The sequence below is a fragment of the Marinomonas sp. ATLA20 genome, from assembly GCF_057180105.1.
Map to the genome: position 1 here is coordinate 214,222 of NZ_JBXUKU010000007.1, position 23,187 is coordinate 237,408.

The following is a 23,187-nucleotide window of genomic DNA, read 5'->3' on the forward strand; positions in this document are numbered from 1 at the left end:
TTTAATTATCTTTTTCTTCGTAAATGCCCAATACATTTGAGGCAATGATTAATGCGTCTTGATCAGCGTCGGCGCCCGCATCACGCAAATAACGTGTTGGAGCATGAATGAGCTTATTCATTAAGCCATGAGCCAGTTTATTAATAACCTGCTCTGGTGGCTGGCCCATTTCAAGACCTTTAAGCGCTTTTTCTAATTCTGTATTTTTAATGGTTTCAGAGGACTGTCTAAAGGTCACAATCAGGTCAGATACTTTTCTCGACTCAACCACTCGCCGATAAGAATCTACCCCCTCTTCTATCATTTGCTCAGCCGCTTTCGCCGCATCTTGCCTTGCTCTGACATTTTCTTCAATCACTGAATGAAGATCATCGACAGTATAAAGATAAGCGTCGTCTACTTCTTCAACTTCTGGCTCGATATCTCGAGGCACTGCAATATCAATTAACAGCATTGGCTTATGGCGACGCTGTGATGTGGCGCGCTCTACCATGCCCTTACCAATAATGGGTAATTGGCTAGCCGTAGAAGAAATGACAATATCAGCTTGCGATAAATACTCGCCAATATCACCAAGCATAATAGCTTCCGCATCCAGTTCATCTGCTAAAACTTGAGCTCTTGCCAACGTTCGGTTGGCTACAATAATATTTTTAATACCATTTTCTTTTAGGTGTCTTGCCACCAACTCAATGGTTTGTCCGGCGCCAATTAACAGCGCGGTGCTGTTTCTAATATCGGCAAAAATTCGCTGCGCAAGACTCACTGCTGCAAACGCAATAGAAACTGGGTTTTCACCTATTGCCGTATCGGTACGTACGCGCTTAGCAACAGAAAATGTACGCTGAAACAAAGACTCCAACTCTGGTCCAATACATGAACCTTCTTGCGAAACGGCATAAGCCGACTTTACCTGCCCAAGAATTTGAGGCTCTCCAAGAATCAAAGAATCTAAGCCTGATGCTACTCGCATGACATGACGCACGCTATCATCCGCAAAATGCGTATAACAATATTGCTGCAACTCAGGCAACGCAATACCGTGGTATTCACCCAACCAAGCAATGACATCGCCCGCCTTAGTAAGATCTTCTATAGAACAATAAAGCTCGGTGCGATTACAGGTCGATACTATTACTGCTTCATTGGCTTTTTTCTCAGAAATCAGAGAAGACAAGGCATCGATCATCTTTTCAGGCGCAAAGGCCACGCGCTCACGTATCGAGACCGGCGCAGTTTTGTGATTTACACCTACAGTAATTAGCGGCATTCAGGACTCTTCTCAAAGATCGAGATCTTAAGGTAATGACAGAAGCAAGCATTGCTCCAACATGACTCTTTACATAAAGAAGACACATTATACGAGAAATTCGCTTTTTTTCGCACCCCATATGACCAATAAAAGTAATAGGATTAGTTTATAGTTATGACTGACATAACGAGCCGCTAACGATACCATAAGGGTTGTATGAATTTAGCATCGAGAAAAAAAATGCCTGCTGTTTTAGGCCCTATACACAAAAAAGATTCTCCAACGCCCGTTCAGAAAGGGTTGCTGTTGTTGTTAGCGCTACTAAGCCTGCCTCTAGTAAGCGCGTGTAGCCAAGATACACGCCAACAAAACACCTTGCCTCCGATCAAAGAATCGTTTCAAACAGGGGACTTTACTAATGAAAATAAAATTGAAGAATTGCTTAATGCTGAATTCACATTGCAAAGAGAAGGCCCTAATAAAGCGTTCGAACCATTTTATAAGCTAGCCAGTCAATCCGGTGATATCCAGTTAATCGAAAGACTAATGCACATTGCGGTGGTTTCTCAGAATCACTTGTACATAGAAAGAAGTGCAAACTTATGGCTCTCTGCTGAACCGACGGCCGAAGCGGCCTATGCGTTAAAGTTACAAGTTCTCATCAAAGACAACCGTACGGAAGAGGTCACGACACTACTCACGAACGCCATTCGACATAAGGTTTCTCTGCGATTCCTGCCTCTTTATCTTGAAGACAATGTTCGTAATAATGACCAGATCAACACCATAGAAGAGGCAATTTCAGCCCTTTCACCAGAATATAAAGCGAATCAGTACGTACAATTGAGCCACGCACATTTACAACTGCTTACGGGAAAATACCAACTCGCGGTTAATACATCAGAAAAACTGTTAGCCAAACCCAATACAGATAAAAATGAAACACTTCATCTTATTCTCGCTTTTAGCCAAAAAAACCTAGGCCTAACAGAGGATGCAATCAAAACGCTTCAAACAGCATCAAAGCTTTTCCCAAATAACACTAGAGTCATCACACCTTTAATTGATTTTTTGGTTGAAAATGGACAATCAAAGCGTGCTAGCGAGATTTATCAAAAAGCAGATTTAAACTCACCGGAAAAACTACAAGTTGGTATTAATTTAATGCGAGCTTTACTGGAACACAACCAACCAAAATTAGCATTAGCAACGGCCAACAGTCTTCCCAAAGAGCAACTAGGTTTATCAGATCAAATACAATATTTAACGGCTATCGCCACAGCTCAACTAGACAAAAAAGCACAAGCCATTGCATTGATGGAAAAAGTAGAAGGTGCTCTACAGACCAACGCCACCAACCAAATCGCGCTGTGGCTATATGACGAGAACCAAGAAAATGACATTAATAGTATGGTGCTCAATCGAACGCAGCGAGAAAACATGCCAGAGCAAGTTGCTGCGATCAGTCGCCTTCACGAGGAAAAAGGCCGAACTGACCTATCATTTCAGCTAGTCAGCGATGCCTTGGTCGCACTTCCAGAATCGGATGCGCTGCGCTATCACAAAGCCTTACTTGCTGACACCCTAGGTAACTGGAAAACGACTGAAAACGAGCTTACCACCTTACTACAAAAAGACCCGCACAATCCTCAGTACTTGAATGCACTCGGCTATACCTTACTCACCCGGACCAAACGACTTGATGAAGCCATGGAGTACATTGAATCAGCTTACGAAAAAACAGACAATGATCCAGCCATAATAGATAGCCTAGGATGGGGCTTTTTCCTGAAGGGAGAGCTTGAACAGTCTTCTTACTACTTAAAAAAAGCCTGGTCTATTTTACCTGACGCAGAAATAGCAGCGCATTATGGCGAATCCTTATGGAAACAACATCATTATGAAGAAGCAATATCGATCTGGGAAAGCGCATTAGAGACATCACCCGATACACCACTTTTAATCGATACCATAAAACGACTGTCACCGTCGTTACTGGAAGAACAAAAACAGGACTCATCACCATGACTTATCGCACGCTCTACATTCTTGCTTTTACCGCACTCATTAGTGCCTGTAGTTCTAGGCCGACAGGGCCACAAATACCGCCACCAGAAAGTGTAGACGCCATTTCAAAATGGGAAACCTCCGGCAGAGTAGGCATACGAACCAAAAATGATGCGGTTTCCGGCAATTTTAGTTGGCAAAAAGATCCAAAAACGTTTGCCTTAAATATCGTTGGTCCATTTGGTCAAGGTGCAACTAACCTAAGCCAAACAACAGATGGGAAGGTGACTTTATCCTATGAGGATAAAGTCATCACAGGTAATGACCCAGCGACACTTCTACAGCAAGAATTAGGCTGGGAGTTCCCTGTTGCTCAAGTTACCTATTGGATCAGAGGGCTGGTTGCTCCAACTTCTACGGCTAACGTGACTAGAGACCCAGAAACGCAGTTACCAGAGAAAATAGAACAAGATGGTTGGATTATTACCTACAGCAATTACGAAAAAATAGACGGCTTACCTTTACCGCAAAAAATGCAGGTATCCAACCCGCCGTTTAGAGTCAACCTAATCATCAACCAATGGACTATCCAGTAACCAAGATGCAATTACCTTCTCCTGCAAAATTAAATTTATTTTTACATATCACAGGTCGACGAGAAGACGGCTACCATGAACTGCAAACTCTGTTTCAGTTCATTGATTTGTGCGATACGCTGGATTTTACACTGACACATAATAATAAAATCACTATTTCACCCATAATTGAACGACTGCCTATCGAAGACAATCTCATTTATAAAGCAGCAAAACTGCTTACACCGTTCAGAAAAGACTTCACTTTCGGCATTGATATTATTCTGACAAAACAATTACCTATGGGTGGTGGCATTGGCGGTGGCAGCTCAAACGCAGCAACGACTTTACTGGCCCTAAACGTACTGTGGGGATGCCATCTTTCTTTGGAAGAGCTAGCCGAATTAGGCGTACAGTTAGGCGCTGACATTCCTGTTTTTATCATGGGATTTTCAGCCTTTGCAGAAGGCGTTGGAGAGAAGCTGCAAAAAGTCGAGTTAGACACTCCATATTTTTTACTCCTCAAGCCCAATTGCCATGTCTCAACTGGTCAAATATTTACCGATAAATATTTGACAAGAGACACCCCTCCCATCAGAATATCGCACGCCTTGAAGCTGGGTGGGCATAATGATTGCTTAGACGTGGTAAAAAAGCACAATCCTGAGGTCAATGAAGCGTATTTATGGTTGAAAAATCATGGCGACGCGAAGCTAACAGGAACAGGCGCTTGTTTATTTTTAGCATTCGATAATTTGCGCGACGCAGAACGAGTAAGATCGTCTACACCGACAAAATGGCAAAGCTGGGTTTGCCGTGGTTGTAACACTTCTCCAACACATGACGCGCTAAACCAGTGGATTGAGCAAAATAGGAACTAATGTGCCTATATAAACACATAGTCCTCGGCCTGTCTTTCCTTGGCCAGTCAATAGTCATCGCTACAAAATACAAAAGGTATACACAGTGTCCAAGTTAATGGTTTTTACCGGTAATGCAAACCCTGAACTAGCTCGCAGGGTGGTTCGTCGCCTAGGGCTACCTATCGGAAACGCAACCGTAGGTAAATTTAGCGACGGAGAAATTACGGTCGAGATCAATGAAAATGTTCGCGGTAAAGACGTTTTCATTATCCAATCTACCTGTGCACCTAGTAATGATAATTTAATGGAACTTATCGTCATGGCCGACGCATTACGTCGTGCTTCGGCCACTCGCGTAACAGCTGTTATCCCTTACTTTGGATACGCTCGTCAGGATCGTCGCGTACGTTCTGCACGTGTACCAATTACAGCAAAAGTAGTCGCAGATATGATTTCAGCAGTAGGCATCAACCGCGTACTAACGGTTGATCTTCATGCAGACCAAATTCAAGGATTCTTTGATATCCCTGTTGATAACGTCTATGCAACCCCTTTGTTGCTAGATGATTTGCAACGCCAAGGCCATGAAAATATCACGGTTGTTTCTCCTGATGTTGGCGGTGTTGTTCGCGCTAGAGCGTTTGCAAAACTGCTTGATGATGCTGATTTAGCTATTATTGATAAGCGCCGACCTCGCGCTAACGAAGCTCAAATCATGCATTTGATTGGTGACGTTGAAGGCAAAACATGTGTTTTAGTCGACGACATGTGTGATACAGGCGGTACTCTGTGCGCAGCGGCAAAAGCCCTAAAAGAACATGGCGCTGCAAAAGTACTTGCTTACTGTACTCACCCTGTACTGTCTGGCAAAGCTATTGAAAACATTAAGAATTCCGTGCTTGATGAGTTGGTCGTGACTGATACCATCCCATTGACACAAGAGGCGCTTAACTGCCCTCAAATACGCCAATTGTCGATGTCTGACATTATGGCGGAGGCTGTTCGTCGCGTATGCAACGAAGAGTCTATCAGTGCCATGTTTGGGGCCTAAGCCAAACACTAACGCTCGGAACGGGTCGCATTTCTGGGCACAAACTTTATTAATTATTAGGAAAATACCATGTCATTATCTATTAATGCCGTAGCACGTACTCAAGAAGGTAAAGGTGCGAGCCGCCGCCTTCGTAACGAAGGCCTAGTGCCTGCTGTTATTTATGGCGGTGAGACTGCTCCAGTATCTATCTCTTTCAAAGACAACGAGCTACTTAAAGCTGTTGGCACTCCAGGCTTCTTGACAGGCCTAGTTGAAGTAACAGTAGAAGGCAAAACTGAGCAAGTTCTTGTTAAAGCTCTACAACGTCACCCATCAACTGGCGCTGTAATGCACATGGACCTTCAGCGCGCTCAAGCTGATAAAGTAATCACTACTCGTGTTCCTTTAAGCTTCATCAACGCTGCACAAAGTGAAGGTGTTAAGAGCCAAGGCGGTCGTTTGACTGTTGAATCTAAATTGGCTGAAGTTCGTTGTTTACCAGCGAACCTTCCATCCGTATTGACAGTAGACGTGATCAAAGGCCAACTTGATCAAATCTTCCACTTGTCTGATGTTATCCTTCCTGAAGGCGTAGAGCTTGTGTCATTGCTTAAAGGCGAAGATCACGACCAACCTATCGCTCGTATCGGTAAGTCTAAACGTTAAGATCTCATTGAAGGCAGTATTGTGGCAGGTTTCAGATTATTAGTAGGCTTGGGTAATCCAGGCAGCGAATACGAGAACACTCGCCACAATGCAGGCGCTCAGTGGATTGAGGCATTGGCTCGTCAGAGCCAATGCTCTCTTCGTTCTGAGAAGAAATTTTTTGGCCAATTTGGCAAAGTTTATATAGCTGGTGAAGAGTGCTATCTTCTTATTCCCACCACCTATATGAATTTAAGCGGTAAAGCGGTTCAGGCCGTCTGCCAGTTTTATAAAATCCCTCCTGAAGAAATCCTTGTTATTCACGATGAGTTAGATATCCCCCCAGGTACCGTCAAATTAAAACAAGGCGGTGGGCATGGTGGTCACAACGGATTAAAAGACATTATTTCAAAGCTGGCGAACAATAGAGAATTTGGTCGACTCAGAATCGGTATTGGCCATCCAGGCCATGCCAGCCAAGTCGCCAATTACGTCCTTAAAAAAGCCGCTCCAGACGATTACACGAAAATAGAACAAACAATCGACGAATCATTGCGCTACGTAGATGACATCGTTCGCGGCAATCTTAATGCCGTTATGAATCAACTACACAGCTTCAAAGCATAATCACTTAATTATTAGGAATCTCACTATGGGTTTTAATTGCGGCATCGTTGGGCTACCTAACGTTGGTAAGTCAACTCTATTTAATGCATTAACCAAAGCCGGCATTGGCGCAGAAAACTTCCCATTCTGTACGATCGAGCCAAATGCGGGTGTTGTTGCCATGCCTGATCCGCGCTTGGACGCCTTGGCTGAAATAGTTAAACCCGAGCGAGTTTTAGCAACAACAATGGAGTTTGTCGATATTGCAGGCTTGGTCGAAGGCGCTTCGAAAGGTGAAGGCCTTGGAAACAAGTTTTTAGCAAACATACGCGAAACGGATGCTATTGCTCACGTGGTTCGCTGCTTTGAAGACGAGAACGTCATTCACGTCTCCAACCATGTTAACCCAAAGCTAGACATCGAGGTCATTAACCTTGAATTAATTTTTGCCGATATCGAATCCATCGATAAACAGCTATTCCGTACTGCGAAAAACGCCAAAAGCGGCAATAAAGAAGCAATCGCTCATAAAGCTTTCCTAGAAAGCATTAAAGCGCATTTAGAAGATGGCTTACCCGTTCGCGCTATGGAAATGTCCGATGAGCAAAAGAAAGAAGTTCGCTCACTGCACCTTTTAACAACCAAACCTACTATGTACATAGCCAACGTTGCGGAAGACGGTTTTGAAAATAACCCATACCTGGACCAAGTGCGTGAAATAGCTGAAGCCGAAGGCGCTATGGTGGTTCCTATCTGCAATCAGCTTGAAGCAGAAATTTCTGAGCTAGATGCAGAAGAGATGCAAGAGTTCCTTGATGAAATGGGCATGGAAGAGCCTGGCTTGGATCGAGTCATCCGCGCTGGCTATGAATTACTAGGCCTTCAGACGTACTTTACAGCGGGCGTTAAAGAAGTACGTGCATGGACAGTAAAACAAGGCGCAACAGGTCCACAGGCCGCTGGTGTGATCCACACAGACTTTGAGAAAGGCTTTATCCGAGCGGAAGTTATCAGTTACAACGATTTCATCCAATATAAAGGGGAAAGTGGTGCAAAAGAAGCCGGAAAATGGCGTCTTGAAGGTAAAGAGTACATAGTAAAAGACGGTGATGTTATGCATTTCCGTTTCAATGTTTAAGAGATTATAAAACATTTTTCGAAAAACACTTGACCCATTAACAGGTTATATGAATAATATCGCGCCACAGAGGCAGTAGATCGATTTGTATAAACTGTTTTTGTGTTAGTCTGTTGGGGTATAGCCAAGCGGTAAGGCAACGGGTTTTGATCCCGTCATGCGTAGGTTCGAATCCTTCTACCCCAGCCAACAGACAAAAGGCTATGTAGCTCAGTTGGTTAGAGCACATCACTCATAATGATGGGGTCACTAGTTCGAATCTAGTCATAGCCACCAATTCGATAATTGGGGTATAGCCAAGCGGTAAGGCAACGGGTTTTGATCCCGTCATGCGTAGGTTCGAATCCTTCTACCCCAGCCATCGATATATTTAGTAAAACAGTTAAGGCTATGTAGCTCAGTTGGTTAGAGCACATCACTCATAATGATGGGGTCACTAGTTCGAATCTAGTCATAGCCACCAACTTAAAAGAAATCCTTTATTGGGGTATAGCCAAGCGGTAAGGCAACGGGTTTTGATCCCGTCATGCGTAGGTTCGAATCCTTCTACCCCAGCCATCTATGTAAATATTCTTCACAATTCGTCATATCTCCTCCTTATTTCATTGGATTTTAGTTCTCTTCATCCTATAATTAGTCTAAATTTATCCTATCGATATATGGACAATAATCATGAAGAAATCAGCTATTTTACTCTCAACTGCCCTGTTAGCAAGCGCTGCTCATGCGGATGTGCTTGGCCTAACCGCTGAAGCTGGGTCTTTTATGACTAACGATGCCGAGGATCTTAATTCCTATTTCGGCATTGCGGTAGAGCACCCAATCCCTTTAATTCCAAATTTTCGTCTACAAAATCAGAGTCTAGAAGAAAAAGTTGGAACTTCGACTATCGACTTGTCACATAACGACTACACACTTTATTATGAATTTCTAGATGGCCTACTATGGCTAGATCTAGATGCTGGTGTCACTTTCCGTAAAATTGCTGATGCTGGTAACTCTGATATCGATGGCACTTATCCATTAGCTTACGTATCTGCTTACGTAAGCTTCCCTGGAACTGCACTGTCTGTTGGCGGTGAAGTTAAAACTGGGGGTGGCAGCGATGCAGACATCAACGACACTACATTTAAAATCAAATACCAGCCTCTAGTATTTGCAGGCCTTGAAGCCGGCTACCGCACTGTGACAGAAGACTTTGACTCAGCAGGTAAGTTTGAACCTAAAGGTGCGTTTATTGGCGTCTTTGTAGACTTCTAAGCTTTTAAATACCCAATAAAAAAATCCCGCTGATTCAGTTCATCAAGCGGGATTTTTTATATTAGCAGTAATAGAAAAACGCAATGTTAACCAGCTTTTTTGAAGCGGATAACGCCATCCGACACATCTGCAACAATATGATCACCTGTGACAAAATTTCCAGATAGCAGTTCATTTGCTAATGGGTTTTCGATCCATTTCTGTATTGCACGCTTCAATGGTCTTGCACCATAAACAGGATCGTAGCCAACCTCTGCCAACTGGTCTGCAGCGGCTTCCGTCAATGCCAAGGTCATTCCCATCTCTTTCAATCTATCATTCAAATGCGCCAGCTGAATGGTCGCAATACCTTTGATCTGAGACCTCATTAGAGGGTGAAACACAACGGTCTCATCAATACGGTTAATGAATTCCGGACGGAAATGCGTTCCCACCACTTCCATGACTTTAGATTTAATCTCTTCATATTGATCCGCAGATTGATATTCTTGAATCAGATCAGAACCCAAGTTCGAGGTCATGACAATAACCGTATTTCTAAAATCTACAGTTCGACCTTGCCCATCGGTCAAACGACCATCATCCAAGACCTGCAAGAGAATATTGAAAACATCAGGATGCGCTTTTTCAACTTCATCTAGCAGCAATACAGAATAAGGACGACGTCTTACCGCTTCCGTCAAATACCCTCCTTCTTCATAACCCACATAACCTGGAGGCGCACCAATTAATCTAGCAACAGAATGCTTTTCCATAAACTCAGACATATCAATCCGAACCATAGCTTGCTCTGTATCAAAAAGAAACTTCGCAAGCGATTTACATAACTCTGTCTTACCCACGCCCGTAGGTCCCAAGAACAGGAAAGAGCCATTAGGTCGATTAGGATCAGCCAAGCCTGAACGAGAACGGCGAACCGCATTAGAGACAGCCAAAACGGCTTCATCTTGCCCCATGACAGATTCATGCAATGCCTCTTCCATACGTAACAACTTATCGCGTTCGCCTTCGAGCATTTTATCAACGGGAATGCCTGTCCATCGCGACACCACGGTCGCAATTTCTTCCTCTGTCACTCGCCTTTTTAACAATCGAGTTTCTGTTGTTTCTTCTGTTTTACTGGCTTTTTCAATCTCGGCCTCTAACATTGGAATCACGCCATACTGTAGCTCTGACATTTTCGCTAAATTACCACTTCGACGGGCTTCTTCCATTTCATGGCGAACTGACTCCAACTCTTCTTTGAGCTTTTGCGCACCTTGAACGGCGGCTTTTTCAGCATTCCAGATTTCTTCCAAGTCAGAAAACTGCTTCTGTAAGCCATCAATTTCAACATCCAGTTCAGCTAGTCGCAGCTTAGATGCTTTATCCTTTTCTTTCTTTAAGGCTTCTTTTTCAATCTTTAACTGAATTAAACGGCGCTCTAAACGGTCCATATCTTCCGGTTTAGAGTCCATTTCCATACGAATACGACTGCCCGCCTCATCAATCAGGTCAATCGCCTTATCTGGCAACTGCCTATCGGTTATGTAACGCTGAGAGAGCTTGGCTGCAGCAATGATGGCGGAGTCGGTAATGTCTACGCCATGGTGAACTTCGTAACGCTCTTTTAGCCCCCTCAAAATAGCGATGGAATCAAGTACACTTGGCTCCTCCACCAACACTTTCTGAAAACGTCTTTCTAATGCCGCGTCTTTTTCAATAAACTGTCGATATTCATTCAATGTGGTGGCACCAACACAATGCAACTCACCACGAGCAAGCGCGGGCTTAAGCATATTGCCTGCGTCCATTGAGCCTTCCGACTTGCCCGCGCCAACCATGGTGTGAATTTCATCAATAAACAAAATCACTTGCCCTTCTTGCTTTGCTAACTCATTAAGCAAGGCTTTTAGGCGCTCTTCAAATTCACCACGGTATTTGGCACCCGCGATCAGGGCCGCCATATCAAGGGACAAAACGCGTTTATTTTTTAAGCCTTCAGGTACTTCTCCGTTAATAATTCGCTGGGCCAAGCCTTCTACAATGGCAGTTTTACCCACGCCAGGCTCACCAATCAAAACGGGGTTATTCTTACGACGACGCTGCAGGACTTGAATCGTACGACGAATTTCATCATCTCGACCAATAACTGGGTCCAGTTTGCCTTCTGCCGCTCTCGCTGTTAGATCAACCGTGTACTTATCCAACGCTTGACGACTTTCTTCTGCATCAGGGTCATTCACCGAATCACCGCCACGAATACTATCAATCACAACAGCGATATCCGCTTTTGTCACACCACTCGCTTTGAGGCTTTTGGCAAGATCATCTTTGCCATCAAACATAGCCATCAACACAAGTTCGGATGAGATATACTGATCTTTTCGCTTCTGCGCTTCTTTATCCGCTAAATTAAGCAACCGCCCCAATTCTGGAGACATCTGCACATTGCCATCATGGTCATTCACTTTGGGAAGACGAGTTAATAACTCATTTAAACTTTCGCGAAATTTAGCGACAGGAATACCAGCTTGCTGAAGGATTGGACGAGTACTACCACCCTGCTGATCTAGCAAGGCCTTCATCAAGTGAAGCGGCTCGATATAAGAATGATCCTGCCCAAGTGCAACGGACTGGGCATCGGAAAGCGCTAGCTGCAATTTACTGGTTAAACGATCTATACGCATGATCTAACATCCTCTGTAACATAAGATGGAATATTTATATTAAAAGCTTAATAGCCCCTAAAAATTACTTTTCAAGAGCTCGGGTGTCATTTTTTTGACACCTATCAATAAAACACAATATTTCTAACCATCTATCCAAATAACAGAGGCCATTCGCCCTGTTTTACCATCGCGCCGATAGGAATAAAAACGCTCATCATCAGTAAATGTACAATAATCACCTCCATAAATCTGTGTCACGCCTGCAGCCACTAAACGCTGCTTGGCCAATAAATACAAATCACCTAGCCATTTACCTTTTTGCTGGGCTGGTTTGAAAGCCGCTTCCGCATCGGGAATAATCGACATAAATGCTTCTCGCACCTCTTCTCCGACTTCAAATGCATCAGGACCAATTGCCGGCCCTAGCCAAGCCATGATAGGCTCTTTTTCATCGAATTTCGCTAAGGTAGACTCTAAAACGCCGGCACAAAGCCCACGCCAACCAGCATGAGCCACCGCGACCTGCGTCCCAGCTTGATTGCAAAAAAAGACAGGCAAACAATCGGCCGTCAGCACAGCACAAACTTGATTTACAGTATAAGATACCGCGGCATCAGCACTTTCAGGCAATACACTGCAAGGTAAAGGTGCCACATCAATTCCATGCACCTGATTTAGCCAAACAATAGAGTCTGGCATCCCTACATGTGATGCAAAGAGTTGACGATTTTGCATCACATGTAGGGGATCATCCTGAACATGGAGACCTAAATTAAGCCCATCAAACGGGGCGCCGCTTACACCTCCAATACGAGTAGAAACATAAGCACGAACGGATGATGGCGCAGGCCAACTAGGACAAATATAAGAAGAGGCGTTAGAAGACATAACTATCTCCAAAAATAAAAAAAGGCAGCCAAAGCTGCCTCTAAACATACAATTTAATTAAAAATACTCAGAGTCATTACTACCAGACTCTACCGTATCCTTTTTAAGTGCATCCAATAATTTCTTCATATCAGCTGGCAAATCAATTTCCCATTCCATCCATTCACCCGAAATAGGATGAGAAAGCTCTAACTTCTTGGCATGCAACGCCTGACGACGGAAGTGACGCAATTCCTCTTGTAACTCTGGAGAACACGCTTTTGGCATTTTCAAGCGTCCACCATATTGAGGATCGCCTACCAATGGATATTGAATAAACGCCATATGAACGCGAATTTGGTGCGTTCGTCCAGTTTCTAGTTTTAAACGGATATGTGTATGGTTTTTGAAACGCTCAACCAAACGATAATGTGTGACTGCATCTTTACCGTTTACAGGCTCTACCGCTTGCTTTTGGCGGTTATGTGGGTGGCGGCCAATTGGCTCATCCACTACACCACCGCCAGTCATTACACCAATAGAGATTGCTTCATACTCACGCCCCATGCTGCGCTCTTGCAGCTGAGTCACAAGATCGGTTTGTGCGGCCAACGTCTTGGCAACCACCATTAGACCTGTTGTTTCTTTATCCAGGCGATGCACAATACCCGCGCGCGGAATATGAGCCGTCTCTGGTGCATGATGAAGAATTGCGTTCATCAGGGTGCCATCTCGGTTACCCACAGCAGGGTGAACAACCAAGCCCGCCGGCTTATTAATAATCATAATGTCGTTATCTTCATAAACAACATCAAGGTCCATTTCTTGTGCTTCATGCTCTTCTTGAGCCTCGATCACGACGTCTAATGTCACCACTTCACCACCAAATAATTTCTCTTTTGGCTTAGTGATTTTTCCATCAACTTTCAAGGCTCCTTCTTTAATCCAGCCTTGAATTCGTGAACGGGAATAGTCGCTAAACAATTCTGTTGCGATCTGATCGAAACGGTTACCACCCAAATCGAACGGAACTTGGGCTTCTTTTACTATGCGCTCTGCCATACAATGTACTTTAATCTGTTGTTTTCAGCTCAATAATTTTATCATTGGGCTTGAATGTGAAAAAACGTGTAGCGCCTTGCACTTCATCATCTTTCGCAATATAACGCTACAAAATGCCGATTAAGGCTTATCTACTACCATATCAAGGTTTTGATTATACATGGGATTTCATCACTCGTTGCTCCGATTCTCTGGAATAGTAAGTTTTTCTTTATTCATTGTTGCTTGTTCAAGCAAACAAGTACAGGAACCAGACCTTCCAGAACGCGTCTATTACGACAAAGCTCAACAAGCTCTGGAAGAAAACCTTCCCACGACAGCCATTAAGCACCTTAAAGATTTAGATTCTCGATATCCGTTTGGCGAATTTAGTATTCGCGCAGAATTAGATCTAATTTACGCGCAAATGGAGGCAAGTGATTTCATTGCCGCTCATGCGTCTGCTGAACGCTTTATCAAAAATCACCCAGAGCATGACTCAATTGATTACGCTTATTATATGCGTGCTTTATCAACCTACAAAGGCGCAGAGAGCTTAATGTCTCGCTACCTGGGTCTAGACCCAAGCGAAAGAGACTCAAAAGAGCTAACTAAAGCCTTTAATGAGCTCGCTGATTTCACGTCTCGCTTTCCGAAAAGTACATACGCTCCGGATGCAAAAGCACGAATGTATTATTTACGCGAAATGGTGGCTCGTCATGAACTACAAGTGGCGCATTATTATTTAAAAAGGAAAGCGCCACTTTCTGCCCTACGTCGTAGCCAAGAGGTTATTCAACACTATCCAAGTACACGATCTGTTGAGGAAGCCCTAGCTATTAGCATTCAATCTTACAAGGATTTGAATGAACCAGATTTAGCGCAGACTAATCTTGCAGTGTTAAAACAAAACTTCCCAAACACACTACATATCGATGATCAGGGAAAATTCATCAAACTTAAATTGCCAAGTGATGCCGATCCAGGATTTTTATATTGGGTAACGTTTGGGCTCATCGAATAAGCCGTATCTAATTGGCATATTGGTTTGCAGGGTAAAGAGTATTTTCTTGCCCTGCTTGCCAGGCTGGATACTTTACCATGACCACTGAATTAAATATTTCCGAATTTACAAAACTAACCAACCAACGCTTAACATTATTATATTGAGATGCATCAAACCATTTCTGATTAACCGCTGCAAACTGACGTATGAACGGAAAAACAGCAATATCAGCCAAACTCATCTTGTCTCCAAATAAAAAGTTCCTTTCGCTTAAACGCTTATCCAAACGAGACAAAAAGACCTCACCTTTATCACGATAGTAGTCTTCACTGTATTCAGGATATCGATCTGCGTACTTATAACGATCTAACCAGTATTTGAAAAAGTGATCATTATAAGTTATCCAAGCCTTCATTCGATTTCTTCGAATACTATTCGATGGCCATAGCTCATTTACGGCTTTCTTGTAATCAGAGCTGGTAAGCGCCCAGAAAATGATATCAAGACTTTCTGGATACCTCGTCCCATCAATATCAACAAGCTGAGGCACACTGGATCGTCCGCCTAATGACAGCAACTCAGGAGGCTTAGACCTCAAAACCACCTCACGTAAATGTACAGGCACACCCAATAAGGCAATCATATATCTAGACCTAATTGCATAAGGGCAGCGTCTGAACGAATACAGAACAGGTAACAACATAACCTCCTTTTTCTAAAAAATCACAAGCATAAAAAAACCATGCCTTTTAATAAACATCTTATACAAAGTAAGAGGTTCACACGCATGGTTTTTGATCGATTAAAAGCTCAATTAAGCTGGGGTAACATTCTCAGCTTGAGGACCTTTTTGCCCTTGAGTTACTTCAAATGTTACTTTTTGACCTTCTTGCAGAGTACGACGGCCCGTTCCATTTATAGAACGAAAATGAACAAAAACATCTGCTCCACCTTCACGCTCGATAAAACCAAAGCCTTTTTCATCGTTAAACCATTTTACAATACCTGATACTAACTGACCTGACATAACAACCTCATTTTTATGTTGCTCTTAAATGAGCAATCTTTTAACTACACTAAAAGCAACTTAGCTTTGAGTAATTCCCTAATGTTAAGCGTTTTAAGCCAATAATAATCTTAAAAACACACTAACTAATTGATAATAAGTCGTTAATAGCAAAATAGAAAGTAGACTAAAAACAAGTATTGTTAAAAAAAGTAATAACACCTAGATGAAATATTAGCCAACTCCATTCTATTAAGTGAAAACCATAACCCACATTAACCCTCCACCAAAACGGTGCATAAATAATCCATGACACCAAAAGGCACCAAATAATGGCATAAATGGAACAATAATTGCTTAAAGCAGATTAAGCTTTAAATTCATCAATCCAAAACACCAATTAAGCCCCAAAAAAGAGCAATTATGGATGATAGCAAACCTTTTCGGTGCAAAGACAAACGTTAGGAGCCACGTGTGACATCCACAAACAGTGCAGTAGAAATGCTAGTTTCCAGTTCAAACACCCTTTTTATATTACTTGGCGCCATAATGGTGTTCGCCATGCATGCTGGGTTTGCTTTTTTAGAAGTTGGGACAGTAAGACATAAAAACCAAGTAAATGCGTTAGTCAAAATAATGACGGATTTTGCTACTTCAGCGCTCGTTTATTTTTTTATTGGCTATCAAATCGCTTATGGAGTCAATTTTTTTGATAGCGCCGCCGTACTATCGCAAGAGCACGGTTATAGCCTAGTGAAGTTTTTCTTCCTCATGACCTTTGCCGCTGCGATACCCGCCATCATTTCAGGTGGCGTCGCTGAGCGTGCTAAGTTTTATCCTATGCTGATTTCCGCAGCGGTAATTGTTGGTATTGCCTACCCACTTTTTGAAGGCATTGTATGGAATGGCAATTACGGTCTTCAAGATTGGCTAACCAAACATTATGGCGCCCCTTTTCATGATTTTGCAGGCTCTGTTGTCGTTCATGCTTTTGGTGGGTGGGTTGCGCTAGCAGCCATAGTATTACTTGGCACTCGTCGCGGCCGCTTTAAGCATGGAAAGCTAGTTGCTTTCGCACCATCAAACATCCCATTTTTGGCATTAGGCGCCTGGATTCTTTGCATAGGCTGGTTTGGCTTTAACGTTATGTCCGCACAAACGCTAGAAGGGGTAAGTGGCTTAGTCGCTGTAAACTCTTTAATGGCCATGGTCGGCGGCATTATTGCGGCCATGCTGTTTGGTAAAAATGACCCAGGCTTTATCCATAACGGCCCATTAGCAGGCTTAGTCGCTATCTGCGCAGGTTCAGACATCATGCATCCTATTGGCGCATTAGTCACAGGCGCATTTGCTGGTGCTATATTCACCACTCTCTTTACTGTTGTTCAACAAAAATTCAAAAACACAGATGATGTTCTTGGTGTTTGGCCACTTCATGGTGTTTGTGGGGCCTGGGGAGGCATTGCCGCAGGGATTTTCGGATCTGAATCACTTGGTGGACTAGGTGGCGTTAGCTTCCTCTCTCAGCTCTTAGGAAGCCTAGGGGGAGTTGTGATAGCAGCGCTGAGTGGGTTTATTGTTTATGGAATAGTTAAGTCTGTAAGTGGTTTACGTCTCAGTGAAGAGGATGAATTCAACGGCGCTGATTTATCAATTCATAAAATTGGCTCTATTGGCAAAGAATAACACTACTTTTGTTGGGCCTGATGGCGGTTCATTGTTTACTACACCGCCATCAGGCTTTTTCATATTCTAGTTCATTTTAATGAAGGGTATAATTGCCTATTTATCAATAGCGAAGACTCTAATGAAAATCTGGTTACTCACCCATAGCGAAGAACTCAAAAAGCCTTCAGGTACAGGAAAGCTAGTAAAAGAGGTACTGAATGATGAGTGTGAAGTCGTCGTATGGTCCAGAGTTTCACCAAGCATAGATATCTTAAATCTATCTCCTAGTAACACATTACTCATTTACCTATGTAAAAACGAACAACAAAGATTCTGTGAGGATATTTCGCAGTCAATCAACAACATCATTATAATTGATGGAACTTGGCAACAGGCTCAGAAAATATACAATAAATCGCCCTATCTACATAAGTTTAAACACTATGAAATTCAGGGCGTGACATCTATATACACAAAACGTCGTAATCAAAAAAATATCGGCCTTTGCACTGCTGAAGTTGCAACTCAACTATTAAACGAATATAAACATCCAGCAACATCTACCCTATTCAATAAATTTATTGAATTTAATCAGTAACACTTATTCTTATCTCACCCAAATGCTCAACCCAAGCCAGCATTTCATCACCAGCAACCACAGCCCCTACATTTTCAGGCGTCCCTGTCATGATTAAATCGCCAGGCCGCAATTCAAATACCTCTGACAGTTTGCAAATAACCTCTTCAATTGACCAGGTTAAATTGGCCACACTACTAATTTGCTTAAGGTCACCATTCACTTTTAAACCGATCTCCGCTTTTGCAACATTACCTGCAAGCAAATCTGTTTTTAATGAAATAGGACTAATTGGTGCGGACTCATCAAATGACTTGCTAACCTCCCAAGGACGCCCTTTCTTTTTCGCCTGCGCCTGAAGGTCACGACGCGTCATATCCAAGCCTACAGCATAACCAAGAACGGCTTCTCTAGCTTGCTGCAACGATAGATTACGACCGCCTTCTCCTAGCGCCACCACGAGCTCTACTTCATATTCAAACTGTGATGTGGCCATAGGGTATGCAATACGAGTAACGTCAGAGAACGCAGAAGGCACAACACTAGAGGCATCTTTTACAAAGAAGAATGGCGGATCTCGTTCTGGATCATCCCCCATTTCTTTTGAATGTTCTGCGTAATTACGGCCAACACAAAAAACGCGACCAACTGGATAAGCTTGATCATTTTCAACAATAGGCAAATAAACCCTAGATTGCTCAGATACGATATTCTTCATTTAACCCCCAGCAAAGAATAGGAAGAATTAGAAATGGCCTGACTTTAGCCAAATAAAACAACTTGAAGGTACCACCCAATCCTCTAACTTAAACTCAGGCTCACGTAGCCATACACCAGAAGACATTTGAAGGCCGTTATACTCAGCTTGCCCCGATATAACAAATAACTCAACAGAAGCCGATAAGTCCAATTCATACAATATATCTTCACCATTCTGAATACGAACAAACCAGACTCGCTCCGAACCAAATTCGTAAAGAGGTAGAATGCCAGATTGTGTAGATGACCAAATATCGGGAGTATCTATATAGACTTGATTTAAATCGGTGGTTTGAAACTGATGTAACTTAACTAATAGAAAGCAACCATTATGGCTATGAGGCGCATGACTACTACCAGGAGGGTTTCTAAAATAACTGCCAGCGTTAAAATCTCCCTTTTCATCAGAAAAAATACCGCTCAACACTAATATTTCTTCACCTAAAGGATGTGGATGAGGGCGAAAAACTGAACCCGCCTCATATTGCACAAGACTTGTTGCATGGCCTCGCTCTGCCTCTTCTCGCGCCAAAGGCTTTCTGTAAACACCAGACATGGGACTTGCTACCCAATCAAGTTTATTTGTATCGATAAACACAGCTTGGGCAAAGTCCATATTAAGCATAACAACCGCCAATCACAGGAAAACCTCAGTGTAACGGTTTGGTCAAATAACAATCAAGTATTTGTAATATCTAGAAGAAAAGCTTGCAATAAAAAAGGCACCTGATGTTTCCACCAAGTGCCAAATGTTCCAACAGTCTGCCTACAAGAGAAGAGATATGGAACCTTGAATGATCTTGCTTAACATAAGGCTCCCACCTTATTAATTAGCAGGAGCCTTAGAGTAAATAAAATCAACTATAAGAAGATCTTAGAAACCGTAGTAAACACCAACAGCTGTTTGTGTGTCTGCATCAGCAGTAGAGCTAGCTTCGATGCTAGCTACTTCGCCGTATACATAAACATTTGACGCTAGGCTGTATGTTACGCCAGCACCAAACTCGTTGTATTCATCACCAGCATCTGGAGAAATAACTTGTGCAGAAGCGTAAACATCACCAGCGCCGTAACCGTAACGAGCAGCTAGACCAACTCGATCTTCAGCATCTTTAGTAGTTTCAAATTTTGCGCTCACATTCAATGCAGGCATCACTTGGTAACCAACATTCAAACCGATAGTGTTTTCATCATCAGCTTGATCATTCTCAAGAGAATCGTAACCTAGAGCTACAGTCAAAGCATCAACACTGTATTTACCTACAAGAGTGACTGCTGTACCACTATTACGTGCAGCACCATCAGTCTTATGAGCTTGAGCAGATGCTTGAACTTCAAATCCACCCATTGAAGGAGAGAAGTAAGCGATAGTATCGCCTTCAGATGTTGTATCATTTGAAGAGAAACCTAGGTTTTCAAACTGATCAACAGAATCTTGGATAGCGTTGTTGTAGATACTATCAAAAGTACCTACTTGTACTTTACCGAAGTTACCTTTCAAACCAACAAAGGCTTGGTCAAGGCCAACAGATACATCTCCAGACTTTTGATCAGCATCAGCTTCAAGTTCATATTTGAAGAAAGCGGTTAGGCTCTCGTCAATCATAGTCTCGCCTTTGAAACCAAAAGTTGATCCGTTATCTTCGAAGTCAGTACCAGCGTCGTTATTTGTGTATGCGTACTGGATGTTACCGTAGACGTCTACAGTAGAGCCTTCGGCCGCGTAAGTTGATACAGAAGCAAATGCTGCACTAGTTACAGCAATGGCAATAATCGTTTTTTTCATTTTCGTTTCCCTTTTAAATGTTTACGCTTTTCTTGTAGGCGCTTGATATGTGCAAGCAACAATCAAACAATCTAAACATTTCGCAGAAATAGACAACCACCCGCAAGTTAATTGCATAAAGTATCCACTATGTGTGCTTTTTTCTTGAAATATAAAGTAGAAAAAGGATTTTTTAAATGCAAAAATAATAAAAAATACATACAAAACAAAAACTTAATGAATTTAAAATAAGATTGATGTGTACAGAAGTGTTACATAAACACTTTTATTTGAAAATATATCGTCAAGAAAAGCTTTATGCAGGGACAAAAAAACTAATTAAAAAGTTGATTCGTGGAAATGCAACTAAAACTCAAGATCTAAGAGGGCAAAAACCCTCTTATTGGAAAGGATTCGATATCACCACATAAGGTCATCAGGAATTTGAAAGTCTGCATACGGATCATCTTCAACACTCTCAATACGATTATTACAAACAAGAACATAAGACGAATCACGTTCATTAATTTTCACGGCAACAGGCTCTGGGATGATCTCATACGATTCATCAAGTTTTACTATTGCTAAGCGCCCACGACTCAAATCATCGTGCATAGATTGACATATATACAGCTGTTTTACTTTTTTATTGTCGGTAAAATGATAAGCAATGTCTCCATCCTCTTTTCGCACACGATTCTGCTCAATCATCTGGCGAATCTGCCCATGGATCGCTTTTTGTTCTGTAAGCTTCTGTCGCTCCATGTTTAACGCTCGATCTTTCTCAGCCTTCAATTCTCTTTGACGCTTGAGCTCTTCTTGGCGACCGTCATTGTCAGTTGCGACAACCTTGCCTTTTTTCACTTTTTGCTTGTGCTGTAAAGATTCTGCTTTTAGTTTCTTAACTTTCTTTTTATCAACAAGCCCAACACCCAATAGTTGCTCTTGTAAAGACTTCGCAGCCATTAGAAACTCCTCCTTACTACGAACTAACATAATTTAGGCCTAACCTACTAAATTAAACCTCATACAAATCGTTATCTATAAAAACAAAAAAAGCGACTTTAAAAGTCGCTTTTTAGCATTCGCACTGCTGAGAATATCCTCAGCAACGTTACATTATAAAGGTGTAACGTTTTGAGCTTCAGGGCCTTTTTTGCCTTGAGCTACTTGGAATTCAACTTTTTGGCCTTCAGCCAAAGTTTTGAAACCAGAAGTGTTGATTGCAGAAAAATGAACAAAAACGTCAGGACCAGAATCCTGAGTGATGAAACCGAAACCTTTAGTTTCGTTGAAAAATTTTACTGTACCAGTTACTACGTCAGACATGTCTGTTATCCTGTAGGTTAAGTTAATTTATACAAAAATGTAAATCATCTTCGTTATAGTGCTAAAAAAACTCGGTATTACTTATGACTTAACAGGACCGAACATACAAGACGTAATATTCGCAACTCTGGACATAAATATTGCCAACTCTTTTAAACGAAATTGATTGTAGTCCGCTTTGAGCCGCTGGGTCAATCATGTTCTACATATATTTAGCAATATAAGCTAAATAAAAATGTAAGCGGATGTTGGATAACTCACTATCTATATGTATTGTATAGACTTTTTTTCAATTTAAATCAAAAATCAGTTTAAGATAAAACATATAAAAATATTTTTCTTTACGCTCATTTTTCTAGATAACCTCTATCTAAGTAGCACCTAAGGCTCAATAATGGGAGTTATCTATCCCTATGTAAATGCTTAATCGGCTTGTACTCGCAATCAAAATTCGAAGTAATCGTTTGAATTGAAAAAGTAACCGACCTGCTGATACAAGAACCTAGCCACCCTTAAACTCAGAATTAAATCCTAAAAGAATCATAATTTGCACAATTATGATGCTCAACAGCTAAGCTTCAATATGAGAAACACTAAATAAGCTAAAGGTGTGAATGATTTTTGAAAAAAAGAATAGAGATAACGAGAATGTGAGAAGTAACGCGTAAAGAGATTTTCCGCTGCGTCCATGCAGCACAATTCATCCTAATAAGAGACAGAGCCTCCATCCTGGAGGCATGAGCGAATCCATTCACTCTCTGTCTGCGGAATAATTTAGCGAAGATGTGCGGTTTCTGCAAGAAAAATATTCGTATAATTCACTAAATCATAGAAAATGTTTGAAAGAGACCAAATAATCAATAGCACTACATCTCTTAGATATCATTTCGCATGAGTTTTTACCCCCTTGCGGGATGCTTATCCTCTTGTGGGAAGACCTACCATGATCTGAAGCTTCGCCTCGCCATTCGGCGCCCTGAGCTGATTCCTTCGGAACATCGCTCAGTCACATGTATTCAGAAGTAGCGAAGAGATGGGGGCTGTTTTTTCCAGACGAAAAAAAGCCCTGACAGCGTTAGCTATCAGGGCCTTCTTAATTTAAAGCTTGACGACGACCTACTCTCACATGGGATCTCCCA

The 23,187-nt window shown here is 42.2% G+C and carries 22 protein-coding genes and 5 tRNA genes; 16 read left to right on the top strand and 11 right to left on the bottom strand.

The features are described 5' to 3' along the window. Position 1: 1 nt before the first annotated feature. Positions 2 to 1,270, bottom strand: a complete 1,269-nt coding sequence (gene hemA / locus AC2A4J_RS13810) for a glutamyl-tRNA reductase (protein WP_484176440.1) — start codon at positions 1,268 to 1,270, stop codon at positions 2 to 4. A gap of 222 nt (positions 1,271 to 1,492) precedes the next feature. On the opposite strand from hemA, the gene AC2A4J_RS13815 reads away from it, so the two are divergent. From AC2A4J_RS13815 to AC2A4J_RS13875, 13 genes are all read left to right on the top strand, one after another. Next, complete coding sequence (locus tag AC2A4J_RS13815; protein WP_484176441.1) at positions 1,493 to 3,280, top strand: tetratricopeptide repeat protein; 1,788 nt, start codon at positions 1,493 to 1,495, stop codon at positions 3,278 to 3,280. After that, positions 3,277 to 3,855 (top strand): lipoprotein insertase outer membrane protein LolB, encoded by a 579-nt coding sequence (gene lolB / locus AC2A4J_RS13820; RefSeq protein WP_484176442.1) that lies wholly within the window; start codon positions 3,277 to 3,279, stop codon positions 3,853 to 3,855. Before AC2A4J_RS13815 ends, lolB begins: the two co-directional genes overlap by 4 nt. Continuing rightward, a complete protein-coding gene (gene ispE, locus AC2A4J_RS13825) occupies positions 3,840 to 4,715 on the top strand; it encodes a 4-(cytidine 5'-diphospho)-2-C-methyl-D-erythritol kinase (RefSeq protein WP_484176443.1) in 876 nt (291 codons plus the stop codon). Before lolB ends, ispE begins: the two co-directional genes overlap by 16 nt. A gap of 85 nt (positions 4,716 to 4,800) precedes the next feature. Continuing rightward, entirely contained in the window at positions 4,801 to 5,748 is a 948-nt protein-coding gene (locus AC2A4J_RS13830) for a ribose-phosphate diphosphokinase (protein ID WP_110577430.1), read from the top strand. Between the two features lie 69 nt (positions 5,749 to 5,817). Then, positions 5,818 to 6,396, top strand: a complete 579-nt coding sequence (locus AC2A4J_RS13835) for a 50S ribosomal protein L25/general stress protein Ctc (RefSeq protein WP_255828135.1) — start codon at positions 5,818 to 5,820, stop codon at positions 6,394 to 6,396. A 21-nt stretch (positions 6,397 to 6,417) separates the two neighbouring features. Further along, positions 6,418 to 7,002: an aminoacyl-tRNA hydrolase gene (gene pth, locus AC2A4J_RS13840; RefSeq protein ID WP_255828134.1), complete on the top strand. Its 585-nt coding sequence runs from the start codon at positions 6,418 to 6,420 to the stop codon at positions 7,000 to 7,002. A gap of 25 nt (positions 7,003 to 7,027) precedes the next feature. Next, positions 7,028 to 8,119, top strand: coding sequence for a redox-regulated ATPase YchF (gene ychF / locus AC2A4J_RS13845; RefSeq protein WP_255828133.1), 1,092 nt, complete (start codon positions 7,028 to 7,030; stop codon positions 8,117 to 8,119). A gap of 114 nt (positions 8,120 to 8,233) precedes the next feature. Beyond that, positions 8,234 to 8,308 (top strand) — tRNA-Gln (locus AC2A4J_RS13850). Between the two features lie 10 nt (positions 8,309 to 8,318). Next, a tRNA-Met gene (locus tag AC2A4J_RS13855) sits at positions 8,319 to 8,395 on the top strand. A 10-nt stretch (positions 8,396 to 8,405) separates the two neighbouring features. Next, positions 8,406 to 8,480, top strand: a tRNA-Gln gene (locus tag AC2A4J_RS13860). 25 nt (positions 8,481 to 8,505) lie between these two features. Beyond that, positions 8,506 to 8,582: transfer RNA gene (locus AC2A4J_RS13865), tRNA-Met, on the top strand. 20 nt (positions 8,583 to 8,602) lie between these two features. Next, positions 8,603 to 8,677: transfer RNA gene (locus AC2A4J_RS13870), tRNA-Gln, on the top strand. 114 nt (positions 8,678 to 8,791) lie between these two features. Beyond that, a complete protein-coding gene (locus tag AC2A4J_RS13875; protein ID WP_484176444.1) occupies positions 8,792 to 9,379 on the top strand; it encodes a TIGR04219 family outer membrane beta-barrel protein in 588 nt (195 codons plus the stop codon). 86 nt (positions 9,380 to 9,465) lie between these two features. Here AC2A4J_RS13875 and clpB read toward each other — a convergent pair whose 3' ends face one another. The 3 genes from clpB to rluD form a co-directional block, all read right to left on the bottom strand. Continuing rightward, positions 9,466 to 12,048: an ATP-dependent chaperone ClpB gene (gene clpB / locus AC2A4J_RS13880; RefSeq protein ID WP_484176445.1), complete on the bottom strand. Its 2,583-nt coding sequence runs from the start codon at positions 12,046 to 12,048 to the stop codon at positions 9,466 to 9,468. A 123-nt stretch (positions 12,049 to 12,171) separates the two neighbouring features. Then, positions 12,172 to 12,918 (bottom strand): peptidoglycan editing factor PgeF, encoded by a 747-nt coding sequence (gene pgeF / locus AC2A4J_RS13885; RefSeq protein ID WP_484176446.1) that lies wholly within the window; start codon positions 12,916 to 12,918, stop codon positions 12,172 to 12,174. 57 nt (positions 12,919 to 12,975) lie between these two features. Beyond that, on the bottom strand, positions 12,976 to 13,959 hold the full coding sequence (gene rluD, locus AC2A4J_RS13890) for a 23S rRNA pseudouridine(1911/1915/1917) synthase RluD (protein ID WP_484176447.1): 984 nt from the start codon (positions 13,957 to 13,959) through the stop codon (positions 12,976 to 12,978). Positions 13,960 to 14,119: 160 nt separating this feature from the next. On the opposite strand from rluD, the gene AC2A4J_RS13895 reads away from it, so the two are divergent. Then, a complete protein-coding gene (locus tag AC2A4J_RS13895) occupies positions 14,120 to 14,962 on the top strand; it encodes an outer membrane protein assembly factor BamD (protein ID WP_255828128.1) in 843 nt (280 codons plus the stop codon). Between the two features lie 7 nt (positions 14,963 to 14,969). Here the strand turns inward: AC2A4J_RS13895 and AC2A4J_RS13900 are convergent, their stop codons facing one another. Both AC2A4J_RS13900 and AC2A4J_RS13905 read right to left on the bottom strand, forming a co-directional pair. Continuing rightward, positions 14,970 to 15,647 (bottom strand): glutathione S-transferase, encoded by a 678-nt coding sequence (locus AC2A4J_RS13900; protein ID WP_484176448.1) that lies wholly within the window; start codon positions 15,645 to 15,647, stop codon positions 14,970 to 14,972. A 111-nt stretch (positions 15,648 to 15,758) separates the two neighbouring features. Then, positions 15,759 to 15,971: a cold-shock protein gene (locus AC2A4J_RS13905; protein WP_255828126.1), complete on the bottom strand. Its 213-nt coding sequence runs from the start codon at positions 15,969 to 15,971 to the stop codon at positions 15,759 to 15,761. Between the two features lie 453 nt (positions 15,972 to 16,424). Between AC2A4J_RS13905 and AC2A4J_RS13910 the strand changes: the two genes are divergently transcribed. Together AC2A4J_RS13910 and AC2A4J_RS13915 are read left to right on the top strand one after the other, a co-directional pair. Next, the gene (locus AC2A4J_RS13910) at positions 16,425 to 17,636 is read left to right on the top strand and encodes an ammonium transporter (RefSeq protein WP_484176449.1); all 1,212 of its coding nucleotides are present in this window, start codon (positions 16,425 to 16,427) and stop codon (positions 17,634 to 17,636) included. A 79-nt stretch (positions 17,637 to 17,715) separates the two neighbouring features. Continuing rightward, a complete protein-coding gene (locus tag AC2A4J_RS13915; RefSeq protein WP_484176450.1) occupies positions 17,716 to 18,216 on the top strand; it encodes a DTW domain-containing protein in 501 nt (166 codons plus the stop codon). Here AC2A4J_RS13915 and AC2A4J_RS13920 read toward each other — a convergent pair. The 5 genes from AC2A4J_RS13920 to AC2A4J_RS13940 form a co-directional block, all read right to left on the bottom strand. Beyond that, positions 18,206 to 18,913 (bottom strand): fumarylacetoacetate hydrolase family protein, encoded by a 708-nt coding sequence (locus AC2A4J_RS13920; protein ID WP_484176451.1) that lies wholly within the window; start codon positions 18,911 to 18,913, stop codon positions 18,206 to 18,208. The genes AC2A4J_RS13915 and AC2A4J_RS13920 overlap by 11 nt on opposite strands. Positions 18,914 to 18,940: 27 nt before the next feature. Then, positions 18,941 to 19,579: a cupin domain-containing protein gene (locus tag AC2A4J_RS13925; protein WP_484176452.1), complete on the bottom strand. Its 639-nt coding sequence runs from the start codon at positions 19,577 to 19,579 to the stop codon at positions 18,941 to 18,943. 249 nt (positions 19,580 to 19,828) lie between these two features. Then, positions 19,829 to 20,740 carry a porin gene (locus tag AC2A4J_RS13930; protein ID WP_484176453.1) on the bottom strand — a complete coding sequence of 304 codons (912 nt, stop codon included), beginning with the start codon at positions 20,738 to 20,740 and terminating at the stop codon, positions 19,829 to 19,831. 399 nt (positions 20,741 to 21,139) lie between these two features. Beyond that, positions 21,140 to 21,685 (bottom strand): DUF2058 domain-containing protein, encoded by a 546-nt coding sequence (locus tag AC2A4J_RS13935; protein ID WP_484176454.1) that lies wholly within the window; start codon positions 21,683 to 21,685, stop codon positions 21,140 to 21,142. Between the two features lie 153 nt (positions 21,686 to 21,838). Next, positions 21,839 to 22,048 (bottom strand): cold-shock protein, encoded by a 210-nt coding sequence (locus tag AC2A4J_RS13940; protein ID WP_024024079.1) that lies wholly within the window; start codon positions 22,046 to 22,048, stop codon positions 21,839 to 21,841. Between the last annotated feature and the right edge of the window lie 1,139 nt (positions 22,049 to 23,187).

Bases quoted from the DNA above. Each gene is read 5' to 3' on its own strand.
- hemA (WP_484176440.1), bottom strand. From the start codon at position 1,270: ATGCCGCTAATTACTGTAGGTGTAAATCACAAAACTGCGCCGGTCTCG.
- AC2A4J_RS13815 (WP_484176441.1), top strand. From the start codon at position 1,493: ATGCCTGCTGTTTTAGGCCCTATACACAAAAAAGATTCTCCAACGCCC.
- lolB (WP_484176442.1), top strand. From the start codon at position 3,277: ATGACTTATCGCACGCTCTACATTCTTGCTTTTACCGCACTCATTAGT.
- ispE (WP_484176443.1), top strand. From the start codon at position 3,840: ATGGACTATCCAGTAACCAAGATGCAATTACCTTCTCCTGCAAAATTA.
- AC2A4J_RS13835 (WP_255828135.1), top strand. From the start codon at position 5,818: ATGTCATTATCTATTAATGCCGTAGCACGTACTCAAGAAGGTAAAGGT.
- ychF (WP_255828133.1), top strand. From the start codon at position 7,028: ATGGGTTTTAATTGCGGCATCGTTGGGCTACCTAACGTTGGTAAGTCA.
- AC2A4J_RS13875 (WP_484176444.1), top strand. From the start codon at position 8,792: ATGAAGAAATCAGCTATTTTACTCTCAACTGCCCTGTTAGCAAGCGCT.
- clpB (WP_484176445.1), bottom strand. From the start codon at position 12,048: ATGCGTATAGATCGTTTAACCAGTAAATTGCAGCTAGCGCTTTCCGAT.
- pgeF (WP_484176446.1), bottom strand. From the start codon at position 12,918: ATGTCTTCTAACGCCTCTTCTTATATTTGTCCTAGTTGGCCTGCGCCA.
- rluD (WP_484176447.1), bottom strand. From the start codon at position 13,959: ATGGCAGAGCGCATAGTAAAAGAAGCCCAAGTTCCGTTCGATTTGGGT.
- AC2A4J_RS13895 (WP_255828128.1), top strand. From the start codon at position 14,120: ATGGGATTTCATCACTCGTTGCTCCGATTCTCTGGAATAGTAAGTTTT.
- AC2A4J_RS13900 (WP_484176448.1), bottom strand. From the start codon at position 15,647: ATGTTGTTACCTGTTCTGTATTCGTTCAGACGCTGCCCTTATGCAATT.
- AC2A4J_RS13905 (WP_255828126.1), bottom strand. From the start codon at position 15,971: ATGTCAGGTCAGTTAGTATCAGGTATTGTAAAATGGTTTAACGATGAA.
- AC2A4J_RS13915 (WP_484176450.1), top strand. From the start codon at position 17,716: ATGAAGGGTATAATTGCCTATTTATCAATAGCGAAGACTCTAATGAAA.
- AC2A4J_RS13920 (WP_484176451.1), bottom strand. From the start codon at position 18,913: ATGAAGAATATCGTATCTGAGCAATCTAGGGTTTATTTGCCTATTGTT.
- AC2A4J_RS13925 (WP_484176452.1), bottom strand. From the start codon at position 19,579: ATGCTTAATATGGACTTTGCCCAAGCTGTGTTTATCGATACAAATAAA.
- AC2A4J_RS13930 (WP_484176453.1), bottom strand. From the start codon at position 20,740: ATGAAAAAAACGATTATTGCCATTGCTGTAACTAGTGCAGCATTTGCT.
- AC2A4J_RS13935 (WP_484176454.1), bottom strand. From the start codon at position 21,685: ATGGCTGCGAAGTCTTTACAAGAGCAACTATTGGGTGTTGGGCTTGTT.
- AC2A4J_RS13940 (WP_024024079.1), bottom strand. From the start codon at position 22,048: ATGTCTGACGTAGTAACTGGTACAGTAAAATTTTTCAACGAAACTAAA.